The sequence below is a fragment of the Ruegeria sp. YTSA144 genome (assembly GCF_059610125.1).
In genome coordinates, this window is record NZ_JBXWNA010000004.1 from 270801 (window position 1) to 297191 (window position 26391).

At 60.5% G+C, this 26391-nt stretch carries 27 protein-coding genes; 26 read left to right on the forward strand and 1 reads right to left on the reverse strand.

Annotated elements, in window-relative coordinates:
- Positions 1–82: 82 nt before the first annotated feature.
- The 25 genes from cobA (at position 83) to AC2FF8_RS11810 (ending at position 22957) form a co-directional block, all read left to right on the forward strand.
- Positions 83–844, forward strand: a complete 762-nt coding sequence (gene cobA, locus AC2FF8_RS11690) for a uroporphyrinogen-III C-methyltransferase (RefSeq protein WP_170345478.1) — start codon at positions 83–85, stop codon at positions 842–844.
- The gene (locus AC2FF8_RS11695) at positions 837–1220 is read left to right on the forward strand and encodes a c-type cytochrome (RefSeq protein WP_306980750.1); all 384 of its coding nucleotides are present in this window, start codon (positions 837–839) and stop codon (positions 1218–1220) included. Before cobA ends, AC2FF8_RS11695 begins: the two co-directional genes overlap by 8 nt.
- Positions 1217–2362, forward strand: a complete 1146-nt coding sequence (locus tag AC2FF8_RS11700) for a cytochrome D1 domain-containing protein (RefSeq protein ID WP_170345480.1) — start codon at positions 1217–1219, stop codon at positions 2360–2362. Before AC2FF8_RS11695 ends, AC2FF8_RS11700 begins: the two co-directional genes overlap by 4 nt.
- A gap of 3 nt (positions 2363–2365) precedes the next feature.
- Positions 2366–3355 carry a siroheme decarboxylase subunit beta gene (gene ahbB, locus AC2FF8_RS11705; RefSeq protein WP_496879768.1) on the forward strand — a complete coding sequence of 330 codons (990 nt, stop codon included), beginning with the start codon at positions 2366–2368 and terminating at the stop codon, positions 3353–3355.
- Complete coding sequence (locus AC2FF8_RS11710; protein WP_170345482.1) at positions 3352–3801, forward strand: Lrp/AsnC family transcriptional regulator; 450 nt, start codon at positions 3352–3354, stop codon at positions 3799–3801. The genes ahbB (AC2FF8_RS11705) and AC2FF8_RS11710 overlap by 4 nt, the downstream gene beginning before the upstream one ends.
- Positions 3798–4280 carry a siroheme decarboxylase subunit beta gene (gene ahbB / locus AC2FF8_RS11715; protein WP_496879769.1) on the forward strand — a complete coding sequence of 161 codons (483 nt, stop codon included), beginning with the start codon at positions 3798–3800 and terminating at the stop codon, positions 4278–4280. Before AC2FF8_RS11710 ends, ahbB (AC2FF8_RS11715) begins: the two co-directional genes overlap by 4 nt.
- A 3-nt stretch (positions 4281–4283) precedes the next feature.
- Entirely contained in the window at positions 4284–5498 is a 1215-nt protein-coding gene (gene nirJ, locus AC2FF8_RS11720; RefSeq protein ID WP_496879770.1) for a heme d1 biosynthesis radical SAM protein NirJ, read from the forward strand.
- A gap of 76 nt (positions 5499–5574) precedes the next feature.
- Complete coding sequence (locus AC2FF8_RS11725) at positions 5575–7098, forward strand: cytochrome D1 domain-containing protein (protein ID WP_496879771.1); 1524 nt, start codon at positions 5575–5577, stop codon at positions 7096–7098.
- Positions 7055–7318 (forward strand): hypothetical protein, encoded by a 264-nt coding sequence (locus AC2FF8_RS11730; protein WP_170345486.1) that lies wholly within the window; start codon positions 7055–7057, stop codon positions 7316–7318. Before AC2FF8_RS11725 ends, AC2FF8_RS11730 begins: the two co-directional genes overlap by 44 nt.
- A gap of 89 nt (positions 7319–7407) precedes the next feature.
- Positions 7408–7872 carry a DUF2946 family protein gene (locus AC2FF8_RS11735; RefSeq protein WP_496879772.1) on the forward strand — a complete coding sequence of 155 codons (465 nt, stop codon included), beginning with the start codon at positions 7408–7410 and terminating at the stop codon, positions 7870–7872.
- A 44-nt stretch (positions 7873–7916) separates the two neighbouring features.
- Positions 7917–10040, forward strand: coding sequence for a NosR/NirI family protein (locus tag AC2FF8_RS11740; RefSeq protein WP_174818423.1), 2124 nt, complete (start codon positions 7917–7919; stop codon positions 10038–10040).
- Positions 10041–10054: 14 nt separating this feature from the next.
- Complete coding sequence (gene nosZ / locus AC2FF8_RS11745) at positions 10055–11962, forward strand: TAT-dependent nitrous-oxide reductase (protein WP_496879773.1); 1908 nt, start codon at positions 10055–10057, stop codon at positions 11960–11962.
- A 3-nt stretch (positions 11963–11965) separates the two neighbouring features.
- A complete protein-coding gene (locus tag AC2FF8_RS11750; RefSeq protein ID WP_496879774.1) occupies positions 11966–13222 on the forward strand; it encodes a nitrous oxide reductase family maturation protein NosD in 1257 nt (418 codons plus the stop codon).
- Positions 13212–14105 carry an ABC transporter ATP-binding protein gene (locus AC2FF8_RS11755; RefSeq protein ID WP_170345490.1) on the forward strand — a complete coding sequence of 298 codons (894 nt, stop codon included), beginning with the start codon at positions 13212–13214 and terminating at the stop codon, positions 14103–14105. Before AC2FF8_RS11750 ends, AC2FF8_RS11755 begins: the two co-directional genes overlap by 11 nt.
- Positions 14102–14923: an ABC transporter permease gene (locus AC2FF8_RS11760; protein ID WP_170345491.1), complete on the forward strand. Its 822-nt coding sequence runs from the start codon at positions 14102–14104 to the stop codon at positions 14921–14923. The genes AC2FF8_RS11755 and AC2FF8_RS11760 overlap by 4 nt, the downstream gene beginning before the upstream one ends.
- Positions 14920–15435, forward strand: a complete 516-nt coding sequence (locus AC2FF8_RS11765) for a nitrous oxide reductase accessory protein NosL (protein ID WP_170345492.1) — start codon at positions 14920–14922, stop codon at positions 15433–15435. Before AC2FF8_RS11760 ends, AC2FF8_RS11765 begins: the two co-directional genes overlap by 4 nt.
- Entirely contained in the window at positions 15432–16328 is an 897-nt protein-coding gene (locus AC2FF8_RS11770; protein ID WP_496879775.1) for an FAD:protein FMN transferase, read from the forward strand. Before AC2FF8_RS11765 ends, AC2FF8_RS11770 begins: the two co-directional genes overlap by 4 nt.
- Before the next feature lie 131 nt (positions 16329–16459).
- Positions 16460–16975 carry a ferredoxin-type protein NapF gene (gene napF, locus AC2FF8_RS11775; protein ID WP_480684806.1) on the forward strand — a complete coding sequence of 172 codons (516 nt, stop codon included), beginning with the start codon at positions 16460–16462 and terminating at the stop codon, positions 16973–16975.
- Positions 16972–17265 (forward strand): chaperone NapD, encoded by a 294-nt coding sequence (locus tag AC2FF8_RS11780; RefSeq protein ID WP_170345495.1) that lies wholly within the window; start codon positions 16972–16974, stop codon positions 17263–17265. Before napF ends, AC2FF8_RS11780 begins: the two co-directional genes overlap by 4 nt.
- Entirely contained in the window at positions 17262–19754 is a 2493-nt protein-coding gene (gene napA, locus AC2FF8_RS11785; RefSeq protein WP_425079529.1) for a nitrate reductase catalytic subunit NapA, read from the forward strand. The genes AC2FF8_RS11780 and napA overlap by 4 nt, the downstream gene beginning before the upstream one ends.
- Positions 19755–19781: 27 nt before the next feature.
- Positions 19782–20600, forward strand: a complete 819-nt coding sequence (gene napG / locus AC2FF8_RS11790) for a ferredoxin-type protein NapG (RefSeq protein ID WP_257601354.1) — start codon at positions 19782–19784, stop codon at positions 20598–20600.
- Entirely contained in the window at positions 20597–21514 is a 918-nt protein-coding gene (gene napH, locus AC2FF8_RS11795) for a quinol dehydrogenase ferredoxin subunit NapH (protein WP_257601353.1), read from the forward strand. The genes napG and napH overlap by 4 nt, the downstream gene beginning before the upstream one ends.
- A gap of 12 nt (positions 21515–21526) precedes the next feature.
- Positions 21527–21964: a nitrate reductase cytochrome c-type subunit gene (locus tag AC2FF8_RS11800; RefSeq protein ID WP_170345499.1), complete on the forward strand. Its 438-nt coding sequence runs from the start codon at positions 21527–21529 to the stop codon at positions 21962–21964.
- Between the two features lie 29 nt (positions 21965–21993).
- Positions 21994–22686 carry a NapC/NirT family cytochrome c gene (locus AC2FF8_RS11805; protein ID WP_170345500.1) on the forward strand — a complete coding sequence of 231 codons (693 nt, stop codon included), beginning with the start codon at positions 21994–21996 and terminating at the stop codon, positions 22684–22686.
- Positions 22687–22699: 13 nt separating this feature from the next.
- Positions 22700–22957: a hypothetical protein gene (locus tag AC2FF8_RS11810; protein WP_425079527.1), complete on the forward strand. Its 258-nt coding sequence runs from the start codon at positions 22700–22702 to the stop codon at positions 22955–22957.
- A gap of 69 nt (positions 22958–23026) precedes the next feature.
- On the opposite strand, the gene AC2FF8_RS11815 is transcribed toward AC2FF8_RS11810, so the two are convergent.
- Positions 23027–23809 carry a DeoR/GlpR family DNA-binding transcription regulator gene (locus AC2FF8_RS11815; RefSeq protein ID WP_496879776.1) on the reverse strand — a complete coding sequence of 261 codons (783 nt, stop codon included), beginning with the start codon at positions 23807–23809 and terminating at the stop codon, positions 23027–23029.
- 150 nt (positions 23810–23959) lie between these two features.
- On the opposite strand from AC2FF8_RS11815, the gene AC2FF8_RS11820 reads away from it, so the two are divergent.
- Positions 23960–26383, forward strand: a complete 2424-nt coding sequence (locus AC2FF8_RS11820) for a GcvT family protein (protein ID WP_496879777.1) — start codon at positions 23960–23962, stop codon at positions 26381–26383.
- Positions 26384–26391: the final 8 nt, after the last annotated feature.

Below are 26391 nucleotides of genomic sequence, written 5' to 3' on the forward strand. Positions count from 1 at the left end.
TCACCCAGCAACGTCTTGCAAACGCAATCGATCTGCATGGGATACCGGACCTCGAAGACTTTCAGACCAAGCGAGTTTGCACATGAGCGGTAAGGTTTTTCTGATTGGCGCAGGCCCCGGCGACCCCGAGCTGATGACCCTGCGCGCACTGCGGATGCTGCAAGAAGCGGATGTCGTGGTTTATGACCGGCTGGTGTCCGCCGACATTCTGAACTTGCACGCGGAAGGCGCCCGGCTGATCCCTGTCGGCAAAGCGCCCAAATGCCACACCGTTCCGCAGGACCGCATCAACGAAATACTGCTGGAAGAAGCCCGCGCTGGTCACACGGTTGCCCGGCTGAAGGGTGGCGACCCCATGATCTTTGGTCGCGGCTCGGAAGAGGCTGCCTATCTGATGGCCCGCGGTGTTGCTGTTGAATACGCACCGGGCATTACGGCAGCCCAGGGGGCGTCTTGTTCGACGGGTGTGCCGCTGACCCATCGCGGGCTGGCAACCTCGGTTCAATATGTCACCGGGCATCGGCAGGCCGACAAAGTGCTGGATCTGGACTGGAAACGCCTTGCCGACCCGGACTCGACGCTGGTGGTCTATATGGGCGTTGCCAATATCGGTCAGATCGCCATGGGGTTGATGACCGAAAACCTGCCGGGCTCGACGCCGGTTCTGGCGGTGGGCAAGGCCACGACACCTGATGAGCGTCGTCTTGTGTCACGGCTTGACCAGCTGGCCACGGATGTGCGCGCAGCCGACCTGAAGGCGCCGACGCTGTTTATCATTGGCAAGGTGGTTTCGCTTTATGCCGAACGGCCTGTGGCCGAGCTTCTGGAACAGGCCCATGGCTAAGCTGGGAAGACGAGACCGAGGGATTGACCCAACACACACCGACAGGTCGCCGGGGCGTTCGGGATGGGTGGCGCGAACCTGTCTGACCATTGCGGTTCTGGCCGCGACCTCCGCCTTCGCGGCGGATGTCATCGATCCCGATACCCTGAAAAGACTTGTGCATCAGGATTGCGGTTCCTGTCACGGACTGTCCCTGAAGGGCGGCCTTGGTCCCGATCTGCGCAGTGAGACGCTTGAACACTACGACGCGGATGTTTTGACCAGCGTCATCCTTGACGGCATCCCTGACACCGCGATGCCCCCGTGGCGGCCTCTGATCAGTGAAGAAGAAGCCGAGTGGATCGCCCGTTACCTGCTGGAACAGGAGTCACAATGAAACACTTTATCCTTGGCCTTGCAGCCACATTGATGATGTCCACCGCCCAGGCTGAACCAACCGCGACAGGCGACCTTGGTCTGGTCATCGAACGCGCCAAGGGCTCGGTTCTGCTGGTGGATCAATCCGACCGTGCAGCTCTGGCCCGGATCGAGGGGTTGGGTGATCTGTCGCACGCGTCCTTGGTCTATTCACCCGATGAACGGTTTGCCTATGTGTTTGGCCGCGACGGAGGGTTGACCAAGATCGACATCGTGACCCGCCAGATCGTGAACCGCGTCGTGCAGGCCGGCAACGCCATTGGCGGGGCGATTTCGGACGATGGCAAGCTTGTGGCGGTGTCGAACTATGAACCCGGTGGCGTGCGCGTATTCGATGCGGACACGCTTGAGATGGTCGCTGACATCCCGACCGGCAGCAAAACCATCGGTCTGGTCGATGCGCCGGGTCGGCGGTTCGTTTTCACGATGTGGGACACTGGGGAAACCTGGATTGCCGATTTCGCAAAGGGCGCACCAGAGATCACCAAGATCCCGGACATGGGCAAGAACCCCTATGACGCGCTGATCACTGCCAATGGCCGTACCTATATCACCGGCCTGTTTGGCGAGGACGGCCTGACCGCGCTGGATCTGTGGGCCGAAACACCCGAACCGATCCGGGTTCTGCCCGATTACGGGCGCGGGCAGGAAGAAATGCCGGTCTACAAGATGCCTCATCTGGAAGGCTGGGCGCTGACGGGCCGCGAATTCGTTTTGCCGGCTGTCGGCCATCACGAGGTTCTGTGGATCGACGCCGATACCCTGTCCGAAACGGGCCGGACCAAAACCCACGGGCAACCGGTCTTTGCAATGGCGCGTCCGGATGGGCGGCAGGTCTGGGTCAATTTCGCCCACCCGTTGAACGATACGATTCAGGTGATCGACAGCGTCAGCAAGGAGATCATCCACGAATTCAAACCCGGCCCGGCCGTGTTGCACATGGAGTTCACGCCGCGCGGACATGAGGTCTGGATCAGCGTGCGCGATGCCAACAAGGTCATGGTCTACGACACGCATAGTTTTGAAAAACTGCGCGAGATCGACGCGGACAGCCCGTCCGGCATTTTCTTCACTGCTCGCGCCCACAGAACAGGGCTGTAACCGATGCGACATATCACGGACCCGATCGACCGCCGTCTGCTGGACGAGTTTCAGCGCGACTTCCCGATCACCGAAAGACCGTTTCAGATACTGGGTAACGCTCTCGGGCTGGACGAAGCCGAAGTCATTCATCGCCTGTCCCGGATGCGCGCCACAGGCCGCATTACACGGGTTGGCGCAACCATCACACCCGGCGCGGTGACGGCCAGCACTTTGGCTGCCGTGGCGGCTCCGGAAGATCGGTTGGAGGAGGTCGCCGCCCTGATCGATGCCGAACCCGGGGTGAACCACAATTATCAACGCGAAGACGCGTGGAACCTGTGGTTTGTCGCGACCGGGCCGGACCGCGCGCATGTCAACGATACCCTGGCGCGGATCAGTCGATCCACCGGATTGCAGGTGCTGGACCTGCGGCTGGTGCGCCCCTTCAACGTGGATCTTGGTTTTCGAATGACTGGCGGGGCCAAAAACGTGCCCACGGCGCGAAAGGTCGATGCATCCGTCATGCGCGAAGGCGATCGTTGCCTGCTACAGTCTCTGAGTTCCGGGCTATCTTTGGTCTCAGAACCCTATGCCGCGCTGGCTCGTTCGCTGAAACGGGATGTGACAGACTTGATGGAGCGGGTCGAAGCCCTGCATGCCGCCGGAATAATCTCGCGGCTCGGCGTCATTGTGCGTCACCGTGCGCTTGGCTGGTCGGCCAATGCGATGGTGGTCTGGGATCTGCCGGCAGAACAGATTGAAACCGCTGGTCCCGCTTTGGCGGCCTTCCCGGGGGTGACTTTGTGCTACGAGCGCAATCCGGTTCCCGATGTCTGGCCATATCGCCTGTATTCCATGATCCACGCCCGCACACGCAATGAGGCTTTGGATGTTCTGGCCGGCGCGATTGCATTGCCCGAACTGGCCGGAGCGCGACACAAGGTTCTCTTCTCAACCCGCTGTTTCAAGCAGACCGGCGCGCTGATTCAGGCCAAGGAGGCTGCCGCATGACGCTGGACCAAACGGATCGCGCGATCCTGAATCGTATGCAAGAGGATCTGCCGCTTACTTCGCACCCTTACGCAACCGTCGCCGCCGAGCTTGGCCTGTCCGAGGCCGAATTGCTGACGCGTCTGAGCCGTATGAAAGATGACCGCACCATTACGCGCTTCGGTCCATTTTTCGACGCCGCGGCCATGGGTGGGGCTTTCTGCCTTTGCGCAATGGCCGTTCCAGCCGAAGATTTCGAAACCGTCCTGACCAAAGTCAATGCACATCCCGAGGTGGCCCATAATTATGAACGCACGCACCGGCTGAACATGTGGTTCGTGCTGGCCACCGAAACACCCGAGGGGATCGAGGCCGCCGCCGATGCCATCGAACGGGAAACGGGGATCAGTGTTCTCCGTTTCCCCAAACTTCAGGAATTTTTCATCGGCTTCCGGGTGGCGGCATGATCGACGCAACAGACAGACAGATTATCGAGTCGCTCCAGGGGGGATTGCCCCTGGTGTCCGCGCCCTATGCGCAGGTCGCTGCCGATCTGGGCCTGACCGAAGCCACCCTGCTGGACCGGCTGGCCGTGCTGAAAGCGCGCGGGGTGATCCGACGGATCGCCGCAGCCCCCAATCATTACAAGCTGGGCATGACGTCGAACGGCATGACCGTCTGGGATGTTCAGGATAACCTGATCACCGAACTGGGCGCTCATATCGGGGCACTGCCCTTCGTCACCCATTGTTATGAACGGCCCCGTGCCCTGCCCGACTGGCCCTACAACCTGTTCGCCATGGTTCATGGCAGCTCGCGCGACGAGGTCGAAGAGAAACGCGGCCAGATCGCCGCTATTCTGGGATCGGCCTGCCGGGGCAGCGATATCCTCTATTCCACGCGCATCCTGAAAAAGACCGGGCTGCGCCTGAGACAGAAAGCCTGAGACATGTTCCGCCTGACCGAATACATGCATCAACTGGTCAAACCGACTCCGGTGCGCAAGCGTCGCCCCGGCCCGGTAAAGCCGGTTGTGATCTGGAATTTGACGCGGCGCTGTAACCTGAAGTGCCGCCATTGCTACACCGTCTCGGCGGATGTCGCGTTCCCGGGTGAGCTCAGCCATGAGCAAGCCATGGTAACCCTTGAGGATCTGGGCCAATTTCGCGTCCCGGCCCTGATCCTCTCGGGTGGGGAACCGCTGGACCGGTTCGATTTCTTCGACATCGCAAAACGGGCCCGTGATCTGGTACCAATGCTGGCCTTGTCGACCAACGGGACCCGGGTTTACGACGAAACCGCCGATATGATTGCGGATGTGGGCTTCAACTACGTCGGCATCTCGCTGGACGGGATCGGAGCGACGAATGACTGGTTCCGTGGCGTCGAAGGGGCTTTTGCAGACGCCCTGCGCGGCGTGCGAGAATGCAAAAAGCGCGGCATCAAGGTTGGTCTGCGGTTCTGCCTGACCGAAGGCACGCAACATCACTTGCCTGACTTGCTGAGCCTTTGTGATGATGAAGGTGTCGACAAGTTCTACCTGTCGCATCTTGTCTATGCGGGGCGCGGCGACAAGAACCGGGGCGAAGATGCCGCGCATCAGCGCACGCGCAAAGGCCTGGATCTGTTGCTGGAACGCGCCTGGGAAGCCGCATCGGGCGGTCGTCCGCTGGATATCGTGACGGGGAACAATGACGCTGATGCCGGGTATTTCCTGAACTGGATTCGCACGCATTTCGACGCCGAAAAAGCGGCACATGTGCGCGCGCACCTGGCCGCGTGGGGCGGGAACTCAAGTGGTTTGGGCGTCGCCAATATCGACAACCTTGGCCGGGTCCATCCAGACACTTACTGGTCCGATTACACGGTGGGCAACGTAAAGACCAAATCGTTTTCCGAACTCTGGACCAGCGATGATCCGATGCTTGCCATGCTCCGCACCCGCCCACGCCCGCTGAAGGGGCGCTGCGGAGCCTGCGAACTCAAGGACGTGTGCGGCGGCAATACCCGCATCCGCGCCTTGCAATTGACCGGTGATCCATGGGCCGAGGATCCGGCCTGTTACCTGTCCAACCAGGAAATCGGTGTGGATGAAGCAGGGGAACGCCTTCAGGTCACACCGTTTCGGGGGAAAAGCCATGATCCGGCGCATCAGTTCTTTTGACACCGTAAGTGCGAGGCTTTCAACCGCTGCGCCTGTGAAGCGTGCGGGAACCTCCGGCGGGAGTATTTTCGAAAAGATGAAGATTGGGGCATTATGCTCGATCCTTGGCGCGGGTGTCGCCTGGGCCGACGCGCCTTCGGACTATGCGGAGCATTGTGCATCCTGTCATGGCGAGAACCGTCTGGGCGGTGTTGGCCCCGCGTTGATCCCTGAAACGCTCAAACGCATGCGGGGTCCCCGGGTTGCCGCGGTAATCGCGGAAGGGCGCGCGGCGACACAAATGCCGGCCTTCTCGCACGAGCTGGATGCCCTGCGAATCGAAGAGCTGGCCGGTTGGTTGAAATCGCCTTTGGAATCCGACCCCGAATGGGGCGAGGCCGAGATATTGGCCAGCCGGACGCTGGACGAGGAATATGTGCCGGTGGATGCGCCCGTCTGGGACAGCGACCCGATGAACATCACGCTGGTGGTGGAAACCGGAGATCACCATGTCAGCGTTCTGGATGGCGACACGTTCGAGGTTCTGGACCGGTTCGAAACCCCCTTCGCCGTGCATGGCGGTCCAAAATTCAGCCCGGATGGGCGGTATGTCTTCATCATGTCCCGCGACGGATGGGTCCAGAAGTACGACATTTGGGCCCTGAAGCAGGTGGGCCGTGTGCGTGCCGGCCTGAACAGCCGTAACATCGCCATGTCCGGCGATGGCAAATGGGTGGCTGTAGCCAACTATCTGCCCAACAGCCTGACGGTGTTGTCCACCGAAGACCTTTCAGTCGCAAAGGTCATCGAGGTCAAAAGCAAGAAGGGCGTGCCCAGCCGCGTTTCGGCTGTCTATCAGGCCCCTCCGCGAGAAAGCTTTGTTCTGGCGCTGAAGGATGTGCCCGAGATTTGGGAAGTGTTCTACGGCGCAAATCCCCCGCAATCCGGGCTTGGTCATGATTTCCGCATCGAAGGTCAGTTCAAGAACCCCGACCCCTTCCCGGTGCGCAAGATCACCACGCCTGACTATCTGGACGATTTCTTTTTCGACCAGAGTTATGAATATGTCATGGGAGCGTCCCGCGATGGCAAGGGCGGACAAGTGATTGATCTGGTGATCGGGCACAAGGTGGCCGATCTGGATTTGCCCGGAATGCCGCATCTGGGCTCGGGCATCACATGGAAACACGGCGATACGACCGTGATGGCCACGCCGCACCTGACAGACGGCGCCGTGTCGGTGATCGACATGGAAAGCTGGGAAACCGTCAAACGGATCAAGACCGAGGGCCCCGGGTTCTTCATGCGCAGCCATGAGAACTCGCCTTATGTCTGGGCCGATGTTTTCTTTGGCCCAAACAAGGACGCAATGCATGTCATCGACAAGCAAAGCCTTGAAATCGTAAAGACCCTGCGCCCCGCTCCCGGAAAAACCGTGGCCCATGTCGAGTTCACCAGGGATGGCAGCCACGCGCTGGTTTCGATCTGGGAAGATGACGGCTCGGTGATCGTTTATGACGCGCAGACGTTGGAAGAAATCCGCCGCCTGCCGATGCGCAAACCTTCGGGGAAATACAATGTCTGGAACAAGATCACCTTCTCGGAAGGAACCAGCCACTGAGGGAAAATGGCCGGTTTGGAAACTGGCCATTCTGCTGTATCCGGCCACGGCGTTGACCGTGGCCATCAACCTGTTTTTGCTCGGGCTTATCCTGCACAGCGTCGGGTTCGGTGCAATCGAACCGGTGCCGGCTCTCCTCTGGTCGATTCCGCTGGGCATTCCTGCGGCATGGCTGGCCGGTCGGTGGCTGCGCGGATTGATGGACGAGGCCGACGGGTAGATTCAAATTTTCAGGCACCTGACCTAAGTCAAGTCTTCGCCTGGAAGAATCCCCTACGGTTCAGAAAAGAACGCCGAGCTGGATTCTCAATGCCCACCGTCCGCCCCCCGCATAGCCTGTTTGATCGCGTGTCCCGCGCGGTGTGCGGTTTGGTGGGTATTTTCCTGTTGCTTTTGCAGATGCTTGGCCCGGTGCTGGCGAGTCCCGGGGGAAGCATGTGGATCGAGATCTGCTCGGAGGCAGGGGCGGTCTGGGTTGAAGTGGACCTTGAGGAAGGCACTGATGACCCGACCGCACCTTGCCCGAAATGCGCCGATTGCGCGCTGTGCGCGGTGACAGTGGCAGCCCCGCTGCCAGACCTGCCGCTGCTGACGCAATCCGGAAATGTACAGATTGTACCCGCTGCAATCGGGGATCTGTGCATTTTGTACAACTCAAGGCGACTGTGGCCCGAAACCCGAGGGCCCCCGGTTGCGACCCAAGAAAAATCTGAACGCGCCCTGCGCGCGTCCGTGGCGTTCACTCAAGTAAACGGAGGTGCGCCGTGGTCGTAAGTCGCGCAATCCATTTCCTACTGGCTTTTACCCTGTCCTGCCTGATGGCGATCAGCGCCCATGCCGACAGCCTGGCCAGCTTCCTGCCCGACATCGAACCTGCCGATCTGGCCCCCGGTGCCGATGCCTTTGGCCCGGTACGCGATGACGTCAAGGTCGCCCCCGTCCTGAAGGGCGGCGAGACCGTTGCCTGGGCATTCCTGACCTCGGACTTTGTTGGTACGACCGGTTATTCCGGCAAGCCGATCCATGTCGTTGCCGCCATCGATAACGATGCCGTGTTGACCGGAGTGCAACTGGTCAAGCACTCGGAACCCATCGTGCTGATCGGCATCCCCAATTCCCGCATGGTTGAATTGACCGAAGGCTATGCCGGCCTTGACCTGAAGGTTGAAGCTGAAACCGGGGGTGAGGGGCACGACCTCGACATCATCTCGGGCGCGACCGTCACGATCATGGTGATCGACGACAGCCTTGTGCGTGGCGGCATCAAAGTGGCGCGTGCATTGGGTCTGGGCGGCTTGTCGCCGTTGCAGGCCGACGGGCCAAAGCGCGAAGTTGATATGGCGCAGAATGCGGTCTATGACTGGTCGACCCTGTCAGGTGACGGCTCGATCCGACGGTTGACGCTGGATGTCGGGCAAGTCAACGCCGCCTTCGAGGCCACCGGCGACCAGCGCGCGATCAAGCGCCCCGAGCCGGGCGAACCGGATGACACCTTCATCGACATGCATATGGCGCTTGTCTCGGTTCCGTCGATCGGCAAGTCACTGCTGGGCGACGCCGAATACCGGAACCTTGTGAACTGGTTGGACGAGGGCGAACAGGCCATTCTGGTGCTGGGTCGCGGATCCTACAGCTTCAAGGGATCAGGCTATGTGCGCGGCGGGATTTTCGATCGGATCCAGTTGATCCAGGGCGACAACTCGGTCCGGTTCTTCGACAAACAGCAAGTACGCCTTGGCAAGGTTGCAGCCCCGGATGCGCCCAGTTTCACCGAGTTGGACATCTTCAAGATTCCCGCCGATGCCGAGTTTGACCCGACCGAGCCGTTCCGCCTGCAACTGCTGGTACAGCGTGCCGTGGGTGCCGTTGAGAAAACCTTTCTGACATTCGATCTGGGCTACAAACTGCCCGACCATTACCTGCTGCCCGTTGCAGCCCCAACAGTTGTCGAGGATGCAACCGGCGAAGCCGCCGCCAAGGCCGCCCTGTGGCAACGCATCTGGAAGGATCGCACCGTCGAAATCGCCATTCTCGGCGTCATGCTGCTGGTCCTGACCGCGACGTTCTTCTTCCAATTCCACGCGACGATGAATGCGCGGGTCTTCTACTGGTTCCGCATCGGCTATCTGACCATGACCCTGTTCTTCATCGGCTGGTACGCCAACGCGCAGCTGAGCGTGGTGAACCTGATGGCGCTGGCGGGCAGCTTGCGCACAGGGTTCTCGTGGGATGCATTCCTGCTGGACCCGCTGGTCTTTATCCAGTGGTTCGCTGTCGCTGCCGCGCTGCTGTTCTGGGGGCGAGGCGCCTATTGCGGCTGGTTGTGCCCGTTTGGCGCGTTGCAGGAGTTGACCAACAAGATCGCCCGCGCGCTGAAAGTACCGCAATGGACGCTGCCCTGGGGACTGAACGAGCGCCTGTGGCCTGCAAAATACATGATCTTCCTCGGTCTCTTCGGCCTCAGCTTTGTCTCGATCCCGTTGGCCGAGAAATACGCCGAGGTCGAGCCGTTCAAAACGGCGATCATTCTGAAATTCATGCGCGACTGGCCCTTTGTGGTCTTTGCGCTGGCCCTGCTGGGAATCGGGCTGTTCATCGAACGGTTCTACTGCCGCTATCTCTGCCCGCTGGGTGGAGCACTGGCGATCCCTGCCCGTATCCGCATGTTCGACTGGCTGCGCCGCTACAAGGATTGCGGCTCCCCCTGTCAGACCTGCGCCAACGAATGCCCCGTTCAGGCGATCCACCCCACCGGTGAGATCAATCCGAACGAGTGCGTCACCTGCCTGCATTGTCAGGTGCTCTACCAGTCCGAGGACAAATGTCCCGTCGTTATCCGCCAACTGAAACGGCGGGCCAAGACAGGGTCGGTCCAGATGAAGACCCCACTCGGACAACCACCGGCGAACCATCCGAACGCCAAACCGCAATCCGTTTCCTAAAAGGAGGAACGAACATGTCGGAACATGACAACAAGCTAACCGTCACACGCCGCGGGATGCTGGGTGCAACTGCAACCGGCGCCGTGCTGGCCGGGACCGGTCTGGGCTCGACCCTGATGACCGCGAAACAGGCGAGCGCCGCGGCCAATGCCAATCTCGAACCCGGCGAGCTAGACGAGTATTACGGCTTCTGGTCTTCGGGTCAGACCGGCGAGCTGCGCATCCTGGGCTTCCCGTCCATGCGCGAACTGATGCGGGTGCCGGTGTTCAACCGCTGCTCGGCTACGGGCTGGGGTCAGACCAACGAGTCACTCAAGATCATGACCGAAGGGTTGCTGCCTGAAACCAAGGAGTTTCTCGCCAAGCGCGGCATGAAGACCTATGACAACGGCGACCTTCACCACCCGCATATGTCCTTCACCGACGGCACCTATGACGGTCGCTATCTGTTCATGAACGACAAGGCCAATACCCGCGTCGCCCGTGTGCGCTGTGACGTGATGAAATGCGACAAGATCACCGAGATCCCGAACGCCAAGGCGATCCACGGTCTGCGTCCGCAGAAATTCCCGCGCACCGGCTATGTCTTTGCCAATGGTGAAGATGAAACACCGCTGGTCAACGATGGCAGCGTGCTGGATGATCCGTCGCAATACGTGAACATCTTCACCGCGCTGGACGGCGACACCATGGAAGTGGCGTGGCAGGTGATCGTGTCGGGCAACCTCGACAACACCGACTGCGACTATCAGGGCAAATACGCCTTCTCGACCTCGTACAACTCGGAAATGGGCATGAACCTGGCCGAGATGACCGAGAACGAGCTGGACCACGTCGTTGTCTTCAACCTTGCCGAGATCGAAAAAGGCATCGAAGCCGGCGATTATCAGGAGCTGAAAGGCGTCAAGGTTCTGGACGGGCGCAAGGGTCAGAACAAGAAATACACCCGTTACATCCCGATCCCGAACTCTCCGCACGGCATCAACACCGCGCCCGACGGCAAGCACGTCTGCATCAACGGCAAGCTGTCGCCGACCGTGTCGGTGATGGACGTCACCAAGCTGGACGCGCTGTTCGAAAGCGATGCCGACCCGCGGTCCTGCATCGTGGGTGAGCCGCAGCTGGGTCTTGGCCCGCTTCACACCGCCTATGACGGTCAGGGCAACGCGTTCACCACGCTGTTCCTGGACAGCCAGATCGTGAAGTGGAACATCGACAAGGCCATCCGCGCCTACAATGGCGAGGACGTGGACCCGATCATCTCGAAGGTCGACGTGCATTATCAGCCGGGTCACAACTCCACCTCCATGGGTGAAACCAAGGAAGCCGATGGCAAGTGGCTGATTTCGATGAACAAGTTCTCGAAAGACCGCTTCCTGAACGTTGGTCCTCTGAAACCCGAGAACGAACAGCTGATCGACATTTCGTCGGATGAGATGAAAGTGGTGCATGACGGCCCGACCTTTGCCGAACCGCACGATTCGATCATCGTTCGCAGCGACATCGTAAACCCGGTCAACGTCTGGGATCGCAACGATGTTACCTGGGAAGACGCCCGCAAACAGGCCGAGGCCGATGGCATCGATCTGGAAGAAGGTGCGGAAGAACCGATCCGGGACGGCAACAAGGTGCGGGTCTACATGACCTCGCAGGCGCCGACCTTCAGCCTTGAGAAGTTCACCGTCAAACAGGGCGACGAGGTCACGATCTACGTCACCAACCTGGATGACGTGGACGACGTGACCCACGGCTTCTGCCTGGGCAATTACGGTATCGCGATGGAAGTGGCGCCACAGGCCACCGCCTCGGTCACCTTTACCGCCGACCGTCCGGGCGTGCACTGGTTCTATTGCCAGTGGTTCTGCCATGCGCTGCACATGGAAATGCGCGGCCGGATGCTGGTCGAACCGCAAGGAGCCTGACCCATGCGCTGGTCCCTGCTCATACCGCTCCTGCTCGGCTCGCCCCTTTGGGCGGCGGATTGGGATGTGCCCAACCGGGCGGGGGCCATCAATGAAATACTGGCGCAGGCGGCGGATGGAGACACCCTCCGCCTGAGCGCCGGCGTCTATGCCGAGCATCTGGTTCTGGACCGGCCCGTCACCATCGACGGGCAGGGCCAGGCCACCATTGACGGGCAAGGCACCGGCAGCGTCATCACCGTGACCGGGCCGGGCGTGACCGTGCGCGGTCTGACTGTGATCGGCTCGGGCTCAAGTCATGACGGGATCGACAGCGGAATCCAACTGACCAAGACGGCCCGCGCGCCGGTGGTCGAAGACAATGTGCTGCTGGGCAATCTTTACGGCATCGACATTCACGGTGCCAAGGACAGCATCGTGCGCGGCAACCGTATTGAAGGACGGTTGGACCAGCGGATGAATGACCGCGGCAATGGAGTCTATGTCTGGAATGCGCCGGGCGCGGTGGTCGAGGGCAATGACATCCGCTATGGACGCGACGGGATCTTCGTGAACTCGTCCAAGAAGAACACCTTTACAGGCAACCTGTTCCGCGACCTTCGGTTCGCGGTGCACTACATGTATGCCGACAATTCAGTGGTCAGCGACAATGTCTCGATCGGCAACGATCTGGGCTATGCGGTCATGTTCACGACCAATGTGAAGGTCGCAGACAACGTCTCGATCGGTGACCGTGAACATGGCGTGATGCTGAACTACGCCAACAAGAGTGAGATCACCGGAAACGTGGTGATCGGCGCCAAGGAAAAGTGCACCTTCCTTTATAACTCCAACAAGAACGAATTCACCGACAACTGGTTCCAGGGCTGCGGCATCGGAATCCATTTCACCGCCGGCAGCGAACGCAACCGCATCGTTGGCAATTCCTTCATCGGGAACCGGACACAGGTGAAATACGTCTCGACCAAATGGGTCGAGTGGTCGGAAGACGGGCGCGGCAACTACTGGTCCGATTTTGCCGCCTATGATGTGGATGGCAACGGCATCGCCGATGCCCCCTATCGCCCTAATGACAGTATGGACCATGTGCTGTGGACCCAACCCGCAGCCAAACTGCTGCTCGGCTCTCCTGCCGTGCAGCTGGTGCGCTGGTCGCAATCCGCCTTTCCGGCACTGTTGCCCGGTGGCGTGATGGACAGCAATCCATTGATGCAACCCCCTGAACCCCCAGCTATGAAAAAGGTGCCTCATGACGGATAAGGCCCTGACTATTGACCATGTCAGCAAGGACCGGGGCAAAACCCGCGTTCTTGACGATATCACCCTGTCTCTTGCCCCCGGTCAGCGCGTTGCGCTGCTGGGCCATAACGGCGCAGGCAAGTCGACCCTGATCAAATCCATCCTTGGCCTGACGCCGATCCAAGGCGGAGCAATTCGGATCGGAGACGCCACCCCCGGCAGCGCCCAGGCGCGGCGGGAAACGGCGTATCTGCCCGAGGCGGTCTCGTTTCATCCCGCATTGACCGGGCGCGAGCAACTGACCCTGTTTGCGAAATTGTCCGGTGCCAGGGCGGATGTAGCTGGCCTGCTGGAGCGCGTAGGTCTGAGCGATGCGCTGGATCGCCGGATCGGCACCTATTCCAAAGGGATGCGACAACGTCTGGGTCTGGCACAGGTGCTGCTGGGTCAACCGAAAGTGGCTTTGCTGGACGAACCTACCAGTGGATTGGACCCGATCTCGCGCCAGGACCTCTATGCCATCATCGACGAGTTGGCCGCGCAGGGCATCGCCGTGCTGATCGCCAGCCACGCGCTGACCGAGGTCGAGGCCCGTACCGACCGGATCGCAATCATGCGCAAGGGCCGGATGGTGGCTGATGACACGCTGAACAATCTGTCGGCCCTTGCAGGCCTGCCGATCCGTCTGAAAGTGCGCGCTAGTGCCAACGCCGATGCCTTGGCTGCTGAATTGGGTGGCAACCGGATCAACGGTGCGTTGGTGGAACTGCTTTGCACCCCCGCTGACAAGATGGAGGCTCTGCGCCGCATCGCCGGAATGGGCGACGCGGTCGCGGATGTGGAAATGACCCCGCCCAAGCTTGAAGATCTCTATCGTCACTACGCGCAGGAGGGATTGCAATGACCCGCTTTCTCGCCATCACCCGTACCGAAATGCTGATCCTGCGCCGCAACCGCTGGTTACTGGTCGCCACGGTTATCATGGTGCTGTTCGCATTGGCGCTGACCTTTGCGGGCAGCGCGCCTACCGGCACGCTGGGCGTTGACATGCTGACCGTTTCGGTTGCGTCGATGACCACGCTTTCGGTCTACCTCGCGCCCCTTCTGGCGCTGATGATCTCGTTCGACGCCATCGCCGGTGACGTGGACCGGGGCAGCCTGTCGCTGCTGTTGTCCTACCCTGCGGGACGCGGAGAAATCCTGTTGGGCAAATTCACCGCACACCTTGCAGCGCTGGCCTTCGCCATGACGGTCGGTTTCGGTACCGCCGGCGCGGTGGCGGCCTTCTTTGGTGGTGCCGGGCCGGAAAGCCTGATGGCGTTGGTCCGTCTCATCCTCACATCCATCCTTCTGGGCGCCGTGTTTCTGGCGCTGGGATACCTGCTGTCTGCCCTGGCTAAGGGGGCCACGGCGGCGGCAGGTCTGTCGGCCGGGCTCTGGCTGGTTTTTGTTGTCCTGTATGATCTGGGCCTGTTGGGGGCTGTCGTCATGGACAAGGGCGGCACCTTTACCCAATCCGTCTTTCCATGGGTGATGGTGGCCAACCCGGCCGACGCATTCCGTCTGTGGAACATCGCCGCGACCGAAGGAGTCGCAATGGCTTCGGGCATGACCGGGGCCGCGCAGGCCCTGCCTGTGTGGGCCGCGCCGGCATCTTTGTTGATCTGGCCAGTGATCGGTTTTGCCCTCGCGCGGCTTGCATTCCGGAGGGTCGAGCCATGAAACCTCTCGTTCTGGTTGCCCTGATCGCGTTGGCGGCCTGCAAGGAAGACCTGGCCGAAGCCCCCGATCCGGTGGATCTGACCCCGGACGCGCTGAGCTATTTCTGCCAGATGAACATCGCCGAGCACGGCGGCCCCAAGGGCCAGATCCATCTGAAGGGATATCCCGCACCGCTGTTCTTCGCGCAGGTGCGCGACATGGTGGCATATCTCAAAAGCCCTGAGCGTGATGCCGACATCACAGCCGTCTATGTCAGCGACATGGGCATTGCGCCAAGCTGGCGGCAGCCGGGTATCTCGAACTGGATCGCCGCGGATGACGCGACCTTTGTTGTTGGCGCCAATGTGGCGGGCGGCATGGGTGCGCGCGAAGTGGTGCCATTTGCCGATCCTGCCGATGCTCAGGCATTCATTGAGATTTACGGCGGGACGGCACTGGGCCTTCCGGACATCCCGGATACCGAAGTGCTTGGCCCTGTCGATCTTGAACTGTCATTGGAGACCCCCGTATGACCGCCCTGTCCCGCCGCCGATTTCTGATCATCTCAGCCGCCTGCGCTGCGGCCACACCGGCCGCAGCCTCTGACGCGCGTTGGCACGGCACCGCGCTGGGTGCCGCTGCAAGCCTGCGTTTGGTCGGGCTGACGGATGTCGAAGCTGCACCCATCATAGCCGCCGTTGAGACCGAGGTTGCCCGGCTGGAAGACATTTTCAGCCTGTATCGCCCGCAATCGCAGCTCAGCCGGTTGAATCGCGACGGTGTTCTGACGGCGCCTGCTCCTGAATTGTTGAACGTGCTGAGTCTCTGCACCGCGCTGCATCAGGCATCGGATGGCGCCTTTGATCCGAGCATTCAGCCCCTTTGGTATGCATTGGCTACGGGCGCGCGTGCTGACGATCTGGTTGAAGTTCAACAGGTAATAGGCTGGGAACAGGTATCTTTCGACGTCTCGGCCATTCGTCTGCCTGCGCCCGGAAAATCCGCGCTGACGTTGAACGGTATTGCGCAGGGCGCGATCACTGATCGGATCGCCGCACTGCTGCGTGGCCATGGTCTGCGTGATGTTATGGTTGATATGGGGGAAATAGCCGCCCTGGGCGCGCGTGGCGACGGTGCGCCCTGGAAAGTTGGATTGGCGGCGCCGGACCAAACGGTTCTGAAGCGGATTGAATTGAGCGATCGGGCAGTGGCGACATCTTCAACGCTGGCGACTCAGCTCAGCCCGGGAGTCGGGCACATCATTACCCTGGATGGGCCCTCAAGCCACGACAGGACCGTTTCGGTTTCTGCCCCGAAAGCGGCACTCGCGGATGGGCTGTCCACTGCACTTTGCGCGGCATCCGCCGACAAAGCGAGTGAGATCGTAGTACGTTTCCCCGACGCCCGTATCGAGTTGAACGTATGACGAACAGGTAGAAATCTCAGCCCGATCAAAAAAAATTCGCGAAAAGTATGATATAGGTCAATTCGTGCGCTGCTGAAGGCAGCTAGGAAGTAAAGACGCGAACCTATCTATCCAAATACGAGTCGCCAGCCATGAGCCAGTTGACAAGCAGACGCGCTTTTCTGAGCGCGCGTGTCCTGCGGGAGGACCCAGATGCGATCCGTCCGCCGGGGGCAGTCGCAACTGGTTTCGGCGATTTGTGCACGCGTTGCGAAGATTGCGCCGCGGCTTGCCCTGAAGACATCATCACATTCGACGACAGCGGTTTCCCCGTTCTGGACCTGTCCGCAGGCGGTTGCACCTTGTGTGGTGACTGCGCTGACATTTGCCCGACACCGGCGTTGCTGCCCGAACGCGTTGCCGAATGGCCATGGCGCGCGCAGATCGACGACGCAAGCTGTCTGTCGACGAACGGCGTAAGCTGCCGTCTGTGTCAGGACAATTGCGAACAGGATGCCATCCGCTTTCGCCTGCAACTGGGCGGACGCGCGGAACCGGCGCTTGAAACAGAAACCTGCATCGGCTGCGGAAGCTGTTCCTCCGCCTGCCCCGCCGGGGCGATCGTGATGCACCGCCCCACCCTACAACACCCGGAGGTGAACCAATGAACATCTGTGGCTGCCTGGTCCACATCGCCCCCGATTACACCGATGCCGCACGCGCGGCGATGGCCGGAACCCAGGGCGTCGAGCTTCATGCCGAAGCCGAGGACGGCCGTTTTGTAGTTGTTGTCGAGGATACGGCCGACCGGCTGGCCTCGGACACCATCATGGATCTGCACCAGATCCCCGGAGTGATCTCACTGTCACTGACTTATCACCATTTCGAAGATCTCGCGGAGACGGCTCCGCGTCCTGATGCTCCAAGCCAACCGTCCAGCAGGAGGCCCATGCAATGACCATCTCTGAATCCCGTCGTACATTCCTGAAAGCGTCCGCAGCGGCAGCCACTGCCTCGGCTGCGGGCATTCCCATGGCCGCAGGTCAGGCCAGCGCTCAGGTCGGCGCACCCGATATTCGCTGGGACAAGGCTGCCTGCCGGTTCTGTGGCACAGGCTGTTCGGTTCTGGTGGGCACCAAGGACGGCCGCGTGGTCGCCACGCAAGGTGACCCGGACGCACCGGTGAACCGGGGCCTGAACTGTATCAAGGGCTATTTCCTGTCCAAGATCATGTACGGCAAAGACCGCCTGACCACTCCGCTTCTGCGCAAGACCAACGGCCAGTATGACAAGAATGGCGAGTTCGAGCCGGTCAGCTGGGATGAAGCCTTCGACGTGATGGCCGCCAAATGGAAAGAGGCCCTTGCCAAGAAAGGCCCGACCAGCGTGGGCATGTTCGGCTCGGGGCAGTGGACGGTCTGGGAAGGCTATGCCGCCGCCAAGATGATGAAGGCCGGGTTCCGGTCGAACAACATTGATCCCAATGCGCGTCACTGCATGGCCTCGGCCGTGGTTGGTTTCATGCGCACCTTCGGCATTGACGAGCCGATGGGGTGCTATGACGACCTTGAGCACGCCGACACCTTCGTGCTGTGGGGGTCGAACATGGCCGAGATGCACCCGATCCTGTGGTCGCGCCTGACCGACACCCGCCTGACGAAACCGGGTTGCGAAGTGCATGTGCTGTCGACTTTCGAACACCGCTCGTTCGAGCTGGCCGACAATGGCATGGTGTTCAAACCGCAAACCGATCTGGCGATCCTGAACTATATCGCCAATTACATCATCCAGAATGGTGCGGTGAACGAAGAGTTCGTCAAGAACCACGTCAACATCACCAAAACCGCCACCGATATCGGTTACGGCCTGCGGGAGAACAACCCCCTGCAACAAGAGGCTGAAAACCCGAACTCGGGCAAGTTGGAGCCGATCAGCTTCGAGGAATATGCCGAGGCCGTTTCGAAATACACGCTGGAATACACCTCGGAGCTGTCCGGTGTTCCGGCTGACAAGCTGGAGCGTCTGGCCAAGCAATATGCCGACCCCGACCGCAAGGTGATGAGCCTGTGGACCATGGGCTTCAACCAGCATACCCGCGGGTCCTGGGTGAACTCGCTGATGTACAACGTGCACCTGCTGGTGGGCAAGATTTCGGAACCCGGCAACTCGCCCTTCTCGCTGACTGGTCAGCCGTCGGCCTGCGGTACCGCGCGCGAGGTTGGCACCTTTGCGCACCGCCTGCCCGCCGACATGGTGGTCATGAATGACAAGCACCGCGAGATTTGCGAAACCGCCTGGAATGTGCCTGCGGGCACCATTCCGGCCAAGCCCGGCTTCCACGCCGTGCTGCAACACCGCAAGCTGAAGGATGGCGATCTGAACGCCTATTGGGTTCAGTGCACCAACAACATGCAGGCTGCGCCGAACATCAACGAGGAAGGCTATCCGGGCTATCGCAACCCGGAAAACTTCATCACTGTTTCAGACCCCTACCCGACGGTCACTGCGGTTTCCGCCGACCTGATCCTGCCCACCGCCATGTGGGTCGAGAAGGAAGGCGCCTATGGCAACGCCGAGCGCCGCACCCAGTTCTGGCGGCAACAGGTCAAGGCCCCGGGCGAGGCCAAATCGGACCTGTGGCAGGTGATGGAGTTCTCGAAGCGCTTCACCGTCGAAGAGGTCTGGGGCGAAGAATTGCTGGCCACCATGCCCGAGCACCGCGGCAAGACCATGTATGACGTCCTGTTTGCCAATGGCAGCGTCGACAAGTTCCCGCTGTCGGAAACCGCCGAAGGCTTTGACAATGACGAATCCGAGCATTTCGGCTTTTACGTGCAGAAAGGTCTGTTCGAGGAATACGCCAACTTCGGGCGCGGCCATGCGCACGATCTGGCACCCTTCGAAACCTATCACCAGGCCCGCGGTCTGCGCTGGCCGGTCGTGGACGGCAAGGAAACGCTCTATCGTTTCCGCGAGGGTTACGACCCCTACGTGTCCGAGGGTGCCGGCGTGGAATTCTATGGCCACAAGGATGGCAAGGCCAAGATCATCTTCGCGCCCTATGAACCTGCGGCAGAAGAGCCGGACGAAGAGTTCGATCTGTGGCTGTGCACCGGTCGCGTGCTGGAACACTGGCATTCAGGGTCGATGACACGCCGGGTGCCGGAACTGCACCGCGCCTACCCCGCCGCTGTGGTCTACATGCATCCGCAGGACGCCAAGGATCGCGGCTTGCGCCGGGGCCAGGAGATTGTTCTGTCAACCCGTCGCGGTGAGGTCACCAGCCGTGTCGAAACCCGGGGTCGGAACAAGGTGCCGCGCGGTCTGGTCTTCATGCCCTGGTTCGACGAAAGCCAGCTGACCAACAAGTTGACGTTGGATGCGACCTGCCCGCTGTCGAAAGAGACCGATTTCAAGAAGTGCGCATGTAAAGTCGAGCGCGCGTAACCAGAAAGGATCGTAGGGGTCGTTCCCATGTCTCTTGTCGATAAACCCCTTTCGCCGCAGCGGCGCCGGTTCCTTCAGGACTCGGCGCGGGCGGCGGGCGGCTGCGTGGTCGCCGGATCGTTGCTGGCCTATCTGGCCCGCGACGCCCGCGCCCTGCCGGCCGATGCCTTGCGCCCGCCCGGCGCATTGCCGGAGAAAGAGTTCCTGTCAGCCTGCATCCGTTGCGGTCTATGCGTGCGGGACTGCCCGTACGATACCCTGAAACTGGCCGAGCTCGGCTCGGATGCGGTGGCGACGGGAACACCATTCTTCACCGCCCGGGATGTTCCCTGCGAAATGTGCGACGACATTCCGTGTGTCGCTGCATGTCCGACCGGGGCACTTGACCCCGGGCTGGAGAATATAGACGACGCCGAAATGGGGACTGCCGTACTGGTCGATCAGGAAAACTGCCTGAATTTCCTCGGTCTGCGTTGCGACGTCTGTTACCGCGTCTGCCCCGTCATTGACGAGGCGATCACTTTGGAGACGGCGCACAATACCCGGTCGGGTCATCACGCGTTATTCATACCCACCGTCCATGCCGACCACTGTACGGGTTGCGGCATGTGCGAAAAAAGCTGTGTTCTGCCCGAGGCCGCCATCAAGGTTCTGCCTGCCCGGCTGGCGCGCGGCAGCTCGGCAGAGCATTACCGTAAGGGGTGGGAGGAAAAGGCCGCCAAAGGTGCGCCGGTCGTCGAGGGGATCATCGATCTGCCCGACCGTTTGCCGGGGCCGGGAACCGACAATCTTGCCGCACCCGGCGGGTTTGCGCCGGAATATGATCTGCCGGGGGTGGGACAATGAGTGCCCGCACACATATGCCCGTAGGTCAGGAGGCCGTTGAAGGCAAAGGGTGGATCGGGGCGCATCGTTTTTTGCTGATGCGTCGTGCAAGTCAGCTGTTCTTTCTGGTTCTGTTTCTGCTGGGCCCATGGTTCGGCATCTGGATTGTCGAGGGCACTTTGGCGGGGTCACTGACGCTTGGCGTGTTGCCGTTGACCGATCCGTTCATCTTGTTGCAAAGCTTCGTCGCGGGCCATTGGCCCGAGGTGACCGCGCTGATCGGTGGGCTGATCGTTCTGGTGGTCTATGCCCTGATTGGCGGGCGTGTCTATTGTTCCTGGGTTTGCCCGATAAATCCGGTAACGGACGCGGCCAATTGGGTGCATCGCAAATTGGACCTGCCGAAAGGCTGGCAACCCAAGCGCGGCACCCGGCTGTGGATTCTGGCAACCGTGCTGCTGGTCTCGGGCCTGAGTGGCGTCATCGCGTGGGAGCTGGTCAACCCGATCACCATGCTGCATCGCGGGCTGGTATTCGGCATGGGCTTTGTCTGGGCCATGATCGCGGCCATCTTCGTGTTTGACGTATTCGTCTCACGCCATGGCTGGTGCGGCCATCTGTGCCCCGTGGGCGCGTTCTACGGGCTGATCGGGTCGAAAAGCCTGCTGCGGGTCAGTGCAGCCAATCGCACGGCCTGTGATGACTGTATGGATTGCTATGCGGTCTGTCCTGAAAACCAGGTGATCTCACCCGCGCTGAAAGGCAAGCCGGGAAGCTCGCCCCTGATCCTGTCACCTGACTGCACAAACTGCGGGCGCTGCATCGATGTCTGCGCAGTCGACGTCTTCAACTTTACTCACCGGTTCGACGACCATGTCGTTCAACCTTCCGATCCAGTTGCCGCGCCTGAGCCGCGCGCTGCCAGACCTATCTAGGGGAGTGCCAAGATGAAAAGAACAATCGTTACAGGCGGAATTGCCCTTCTACCCGTAGTGTTGCTGAGCGGATGGGCCCTTGCGCAATCCGCACAGGTCGAATCCCTGCGCGGGGCCGGCGTTGACGAGCCGGTGCCACTGGATCAGATCCACCGCAACGTCGAAGGGCGGCAGCAGCGCAATTATCGCCAGCAGCCACCGTTGATCCCCCATTCGGTCGAACAATACCAGATCGACGTTCGGACCAACCAATGCCTGTCCTGTCATGACTGGACCAAGGCGGGCGAGCGCAACGCACCGACCCTGTCGATGACCCACTACCTGGATCGCGATGGCAACGAACTGGATAAGATTGCCGGAACCCGGTACTTCTGCAATCAGTGCCACGTACCGCAGGCGGACGCACCGCCGCTGGTCGACAACGTGTTCCAGCCCTCCGCCGGCAACTGATCCAACGCAAGACTGAAAGGAGCACCGACATGGCAGACTCCCCTGAAAAACGCGGCTTGCTTGGTCGCCTCTGGAACGCGATCTGGACACCGGCAGTGATGTTCAGTTCGGGCTTTCTGATCCTCGCCGGTTTTCTGGCCGGTATCCTGTTCTGGGGTGGGTTTCACTGGACGCTGGAACTGACCAACACCGAAGAGTTCTGTGTGTCCTGTCACACGATGGAAACGAACCTGGGCGAGTATCGCGAGACGGTCCACTACAACAACCACTCGGGCGTGCGTGCGATCTGTTCCGATTGCCACGTTCCGGATGAGTGGAACCACAAGATCAAAGCCAAGATCATGGCCGTGAAGGACGTCTATCATGAACTGGCGGGCACGATCAGCACACCCGAGAAGTACGAGGAACATCGCCTGGCGATGGCCTCGGCCGTGTGGAAGAAGATGAAAGCGTCTGACAGCCGCGAGTGCCGCAACTGTCACAACTTTGACTACATGGACTTCACCATTCAGGAAACACGCGCCGCGTCGGAACACCAACGCGCCATTGACAGCGGCATGACCTGTATCGATTGCCACCAGGGCATCGCCCACAGCCTGCCACCCAACTACCTGGAAACATACGAAAAGGTGACTGCCGCACTGGAAGAGGAAGATGCGCAGGAGCACGCTGCTGCCACGGGTGACGACATCCGCGATTTCCTGAACAACAGCTCGAATTGATGTGGGGGCAGAGATGTTAGAGTTACTTGGAACCATCGGTGGAAACGTCCTGAGCTTGCCCGGCATACTCGGTCTGGCGCTGGGCATGATGACCCGCAAGCTGTGGCTGGGCGCGGCATTGGGCGGCGCAGTCGGCGTACTTGAAACGCTGGTTTTTGCAGGCTTCCAGTTTGCGCATGTAGAGCCACTGGAACTGATCATCGCTATTGTGGTCGGCATCTGTGCAGGAAGTCTGGGCACTGCCATTCGCATCAAGGGCGCGACGGCCTGAAACACAGCCGGTTTCACCGTTTCGGTGGAACCGGCTTGTTACGTCGGGCCGGGCAGTTTCGTCACCAAGTCAATTGCTGTCTGCTTGTGTTTTCACGCCCGCTATCACCAATTCCGCGTCTCCGGGCAAGGACCGGAAGGCTGCGGGCAATGTGCGATCGGTGAAAAGCACGTCCTTTTCCGTCAACCCGGGCAGGCGCAATGCCGGGCTGGTCTGGGCCTCGTTGAATTTTGTTGAATCAACCGCCATGAAGGTCTGGTCAGCGATATCGGACATCGCGCGGGCCATGTCAGCTTCGCATTGATCATAGACCATGAAGCCCTTGCTGGGATGCACCAGTGATGCCGACAATATGGCCGTTCCGGCCGAGAACCCTGCGATGACGTCATAAGCGGCCCGGTCGAAAGCGGCGCCGTCGTGGTTGCGCAACTGTGTACCCGCCATGAACACCCTGTTGCCCTCTTCCATCGATAACGTGGCGGCGATGAAGGCCGAATTTGTCACCACCGTGAGGTTTTTGCGCGCGCGAAGTGCCTGAGCAATGAAGCCCGAGGTCGAACCCGTGTCGATGGCGATGGCCGAACCGTCCGGTATCCGCCCCGCAACGGCATCGGCTATCGCGACTTTGGCGGCGCGGTTCTTTGTCATGCGGGCCAGAAACGGTGGATCCAACACGTTTTGAGTGCTGACCAATGCACCATGCACCTTGGACAGGCTGCCTTTGGCGACCATCGGCTTCACGATTCGCCTTACTGTCTGGTCCGACACCCGGAGAATGCGCGCCAGTTCCATGACCGAAATTCGCCCATGCAGGTTTACCGTGCTGAGAATCTCTTGCTCGTATTTCGACATATAGCGCCGCGTTATTTGTTGATTTCATCAGGTTACTTGCAAGAATGACGCTGTTCAAGCGACTTACTTCAACACTTTTCAAACATTTATGTTGCTTTTTGTTGTTTTGAGATTTTTGATGACAGCATATCACCTGAAGTGAGTGAACGCATGACAACGCAGTCGGTCAGACATCTCATCATTGGCGGCGGCATCATCGGATGCTCCATCGCGTATCACCTCGCACGGTCCGGTGAGACGGATGTTGTTCTCTTGGAAAGGGCGTCCCTGACCGAGGGGGCCACCTGGCATGCGGCGGGGCTTGTCGGGCAGTTGCGGTCATCACGCAACACGACGCGGATGCTGAAACGGTCCGTGGCGCTGTATGATCGTCTGGCCGAAGAAACCGGGATGGAGTTCGACTGGAAGAAAGTCGGAAGCCTGCGCCTGGCGGCAACCAAAGAGCGGCTTCTGGAAGCCAAGCGTCTGGCGACAATGGCCCGCAGCTTTGATCTGGAGATGGAGATAATCTCGGCGGCAGAAGCCAAAGCACTGTTTCCCTATATCGACGCGAAGGGATTGGAAGGCGCGGCCTTTATCCCCTCGGACGGTCATGTCGATCCCGCAGGCCTGTGTCAGGCAATCGCGACCGGCGCCCGGATGCACGGTGCCCGGATCCGCCAATCCGTAGAGGTCACCGATTTTGAAATCCACAACGATCGCATCACCAAAGTGATGACATCGGAAGGGGATTATGAAGCGGACACCGTCGTTCTGGCCGCCGGAATGTGGAGCCGGGAACTGGCCGCCAAACTCGGGGTCGTTGTCCCGGCCTGCGCCGTCGAGCATCAATACATCGTAACAGAACCCCTGCCCGACCCCGATCTTGTAAAACGCCTGCCAACCCTGCGGGATCCCGAGCGGCTGGTGTATTACAAACCGGATGCAGGCGGGAGGCTTGTGATCGGCGGGTATGAGGACAACACGCTGCCGTTCGGCGACAGGGGCATTCCGGGCGCGTTTGTCCGGCAGTTGTTGCCCGACAACCTGGAGCGGTTTGCCCCCCTTGCCGAACTGGCAGGTCAGGTAACGCCGGTCGTCAACACGGTTGGACTCCGGCAGGTCATCAACGGCCCCATCCCTTACTCCGCGGATGGCGATTTTGTCATGGGATGGGCGCCCGAGCTGCGAAACCTGATGCTGGCGACCGGATTTCTGTACGGCATCGCGGCAGGTGGTGGCGCAGGAGAGATGATCGCCGAGTGGATTGTCGATGGCCGCCCGAGTCTTGATCTGTGGCCTCTGGACGTGCGCCGGTTCAGTCCGCATCACGCCACGCGCGCCTTCATGTATCCCCGCGCGGTCGAGCATTACGCGCATCATTACAAGATGCGATATCCGGGGCAGGAGGCGGAAACGGCCAGAAACCTGCGTCTGTCGCCCCTGCATGAGCGGCTGAAACAACATGGTGCCGTATTCGGGTCCAAGAATGGCTGGGAACGGCCGCTCTGGTTTGCTCCGGCCGGTGTAGAGCCGGTGGATCAGTTGGATTTCCTGTCTCCGGGTTGGAAAGCCTATGCCGAGCAGGAACACAAGGCCGCGCGCGACGGGGTCGTTCTGATCGATCAAACCAGTTTTTCAAAGTTCGAACTGATCGGCCCCGGCGCGCTGGAGGCCCTTCAAAACCTCGCCGTTTCAAACATGAACAAGCCGGATGGCGCGGTGATCTACACCCAATTGTGCAATGATCGCGGCGGCGTTGAAGCCGATATCACCGTCACCCGATTGGGGCGGAACCATTTTTACATCGTCACCGGGTCCGGATTCGGCGTGCATGACGCGGACTGGATCCGACGCCACCTGCCCCGCGACGGGTGCGCGCAGCTGATCGAAATGACGTCGGCACGCGCCGTCATCAACATCTGCGGCCCCAAAGCGCGAGATGTGATGCAGGCCGTTGCGGAAGAAGACGTCTCGAACGTTGCGTTTCCCTTTGCAACGGCCCGAGAGATCACCTTGGGAACGGCAAAGGTCCGCGCGATCCGCATAGGCTATGTCGGAGAGCTGGGATGGGAGCTGCATATTCCGACCGAGTTCGCCCTGCATGTCTATGACCTGCTTTGGCAAGCCGGTCAGAGCCATGGCATCCGCGACATCGGCTACCGCACGATCGAGTCCTTGCGGCTGGAAAAAGGCTATCTTTATTGGAGCGCCGACATCACTCCCGACTATTCGCCAATCGAAGCGGGCCTTGGCGCGCGGGTACATCTGAAATCCAAACAGGACTTCATCGGGCGACCGGAGCTGGAGGCGCAGAAAGCGAAGGGTCCCGACCGGCGGCTCTGTACATTCATCACCGACGTGCGGCTGCCGATCACCGGAGGGGAGACCATACTGCATTGCGGCAAAACAGTCTCGCTTGCGTGCAGCGGTGGCTATGGGTTTACCGTCGGCAAGAGCATCCTCTACGGTTATCTGCCTGCGGGACTGGCTGGTGGGTCAGATTTCGAAGTGGAGGTGTTCGGCGAACGCCACGCCATCCGCCGCGTGGACGGGCCGCTTTACGACCCGGCAAACAGCCGTTTGAAAGCCTGAGGGAGAGA

Excerpts from the sequence above, each read along its gene's own strand:
- nirJ (WP_496879770.1), top strand. The coding sequence starts at position 4,284 with ATGTTCCGCCTGACCGAATACATGCATCAACTGGTCAAACCGACTCCG.
- AC2FF8_RS11750 (WP_496879774.1), top strand. The coding sequence starts at position 11,966 with ATGCGCTGGTCCCTGCTCATACCGCTCCTGCTCGGCTCGCCCCTTTGG.
- napG (WP_257601354.1), top strand. The coding sequence starts at position 19,782 with ATGTCTCTTGTCGATAAACCCCTTTCGCCGCAGCGGCGCCGGTTCCTT.
- AC2FF8_RS11695 (WP_306980750.1), top strand. The coding sequence starts at position 837 with ATGGCTAAGCTGGGAAGACGAGACCGAGGGATTGACCCAACACACACC.
- AC2FF8_RS11725 (WP_496879771.1), top strand. The coding sequence starts at position 5,575 with ATGAAGATTGGGGCATTATGCTCGATCCTTGGCGCGGGTGTCGCCTGG.
- cobA (WP_170345478.1), top strand. The coding sequence starts at position 83 with ATGAGCGGTAAGGTTTTTCTGATTGGCGCAGGCCCCGGCGACCCCGAG.
- AC2FF8_RS11735 (WP_496879772.1), top strand. The coding sequence starts at position 7,408 with ATGCCCACCGTCCGCCCCCCGCATAGCCTGTTTGATCGCGTGTCCCGC.
- AC2FF8_RS11800 (WP_170345499.1), top strand. The coding sequence starts at position 21,527 with ATGAAAAGAACAATCGTTACAGGCGGAATTGCCCTTCTACCCGTAGTG.
- napH (WP_257601353.1), top strand. The coding sequence starts at position 20,597 with ATGAGTGCCCGCACACATATGCCCGTAGGTCAGGAGGCCGTTGAAGGC.
- ahbB (WP_496879768.1), top strand. The coding sequence starts at position 2,366 with ATGCGACATATCACGGACCCGATCGACCGCCGTCTGCTGGACGAGTTT.
- AC2FF8_RS11710 (WP_170345482.1), top strand. The coding sequence starts at position 3,352 with ATGACGCTGGACCAAACGGATCGCGCGATCCTGAATCGTATGCAAGAG.
- AC2FF8_RS11740 (WP_174818423.1), top strand. The coding sequence starts at position 7,917 with ATGGCGATCAGCGCCCATGCCGACAGCCTGGCCAGCTTCCTGCCCGAC.
- napF (WP_480684806.1), top strand. The coding sequence starts at position 16,460 with ATGAGCCAGTTGACAAGCAGACGCGCTTTTCTGAGCGCGCGTGTCCTG.
- napA (WP_425079529.1), top strand. The coding sequence starts at position 17,262 with ATGACCATCTCTGAATCCCGTCGTACATTCCTGAAAGCGTCCGCAGCG.
- AC2FF8_RS11805 (WP_170345500.1), top strand. The coding sequence starts at position 21,994 with ATGGCAGACTCCCCTGAAAAACGCGGCTTGCTTGGTCGCCTCTGGAAC.
- AC2FF8_RS11755 (WP_170345490.1), top strand. The coding sequence starts at position 13,212 with ATGACGGATAAGGCCCTGACTATTGACCATGTCAGCAAGGACCGGGGC.
- AC2FF8_RS11760 (WP_170345491.1), top strand. The coding sequence starts at position 14,102 with ATGACCCGCTTTCTCGCCATCACCCGTACCGAAATGCTGATCCTGCGC.
- AC2FF8_RS11780 (WP_170345495.1), top strand. The coding sequence starts at position 16,972 with ATGAACATCTGTGGCTGCCTGGTCCACATCGCCCCCGATTACACCGAT.
- AC2FF8_RS11820 (WP_496879777.1), top strand. The coding sequence starts at position 23,960 with ATGACAACGCAGTCGGTCAGACATCTCATCATTGGCGGCGGCATCATC.
- AC2FF8_RS11810 (WP_425079527.1), top strand. The coding sequence starts at position 22,700 with ATGTTAGAGTTACTTGGAACCATCGGTGGAAACGTCCTGAGCTTGCCC.
- AC2FF8_RS11815 (WP_496879776.1), bottom strand. The coding sequence starts at position 23,809 with ATGTCGAAATACGAGCAAGAGATTCTCAGCACGGTAAACCTGCATGGG.
- AC2FF8_RS11770 (WP_496879775.1), top strand. The coding sequence starts at position 15,432 with ATGACCGCCCTGTCCCGCCGCCGATTTCTGATCATCTCAGCCGCCTGC.
- ahbB (WP_496879769.1), top strand. The coding sequence starts at position 3,798 with ATGATCGACGCAACAGACAGACAGATTATCGAGTCGCTCCAGGGGGGA.
- AC2FF8_RS11765 (WP_170345492.1), top strand. The coding sequence starts at position 14,920 with ATGAAACCTCTCGTTCTGGTTGCCCTGATCGCGTTGGCGGCCTGCAAG.
- nosZ (WP_496879773.1), top strand. The coding sequence starts at position 10,055 with ATGTCGGAACATGACAACAAGCTAACCGTCACACGCCGCGGGATGCTG.
- AC2FF8_RS11700 (WP_170345480.1), top strand. The coding sequence starts at position 1,217 with ATGAAACACTTTATCCTTGGCCTTGCAGCCACATTGATGATGTCCACC.
- AC2FF8_RS11730 (WP_170345486.1), top strand. The coding sequence starts at position 7,055 with ATGTCTGGAACAAGATCACCTTCTCGGAAGGAACCAGCCACTGAGGGA.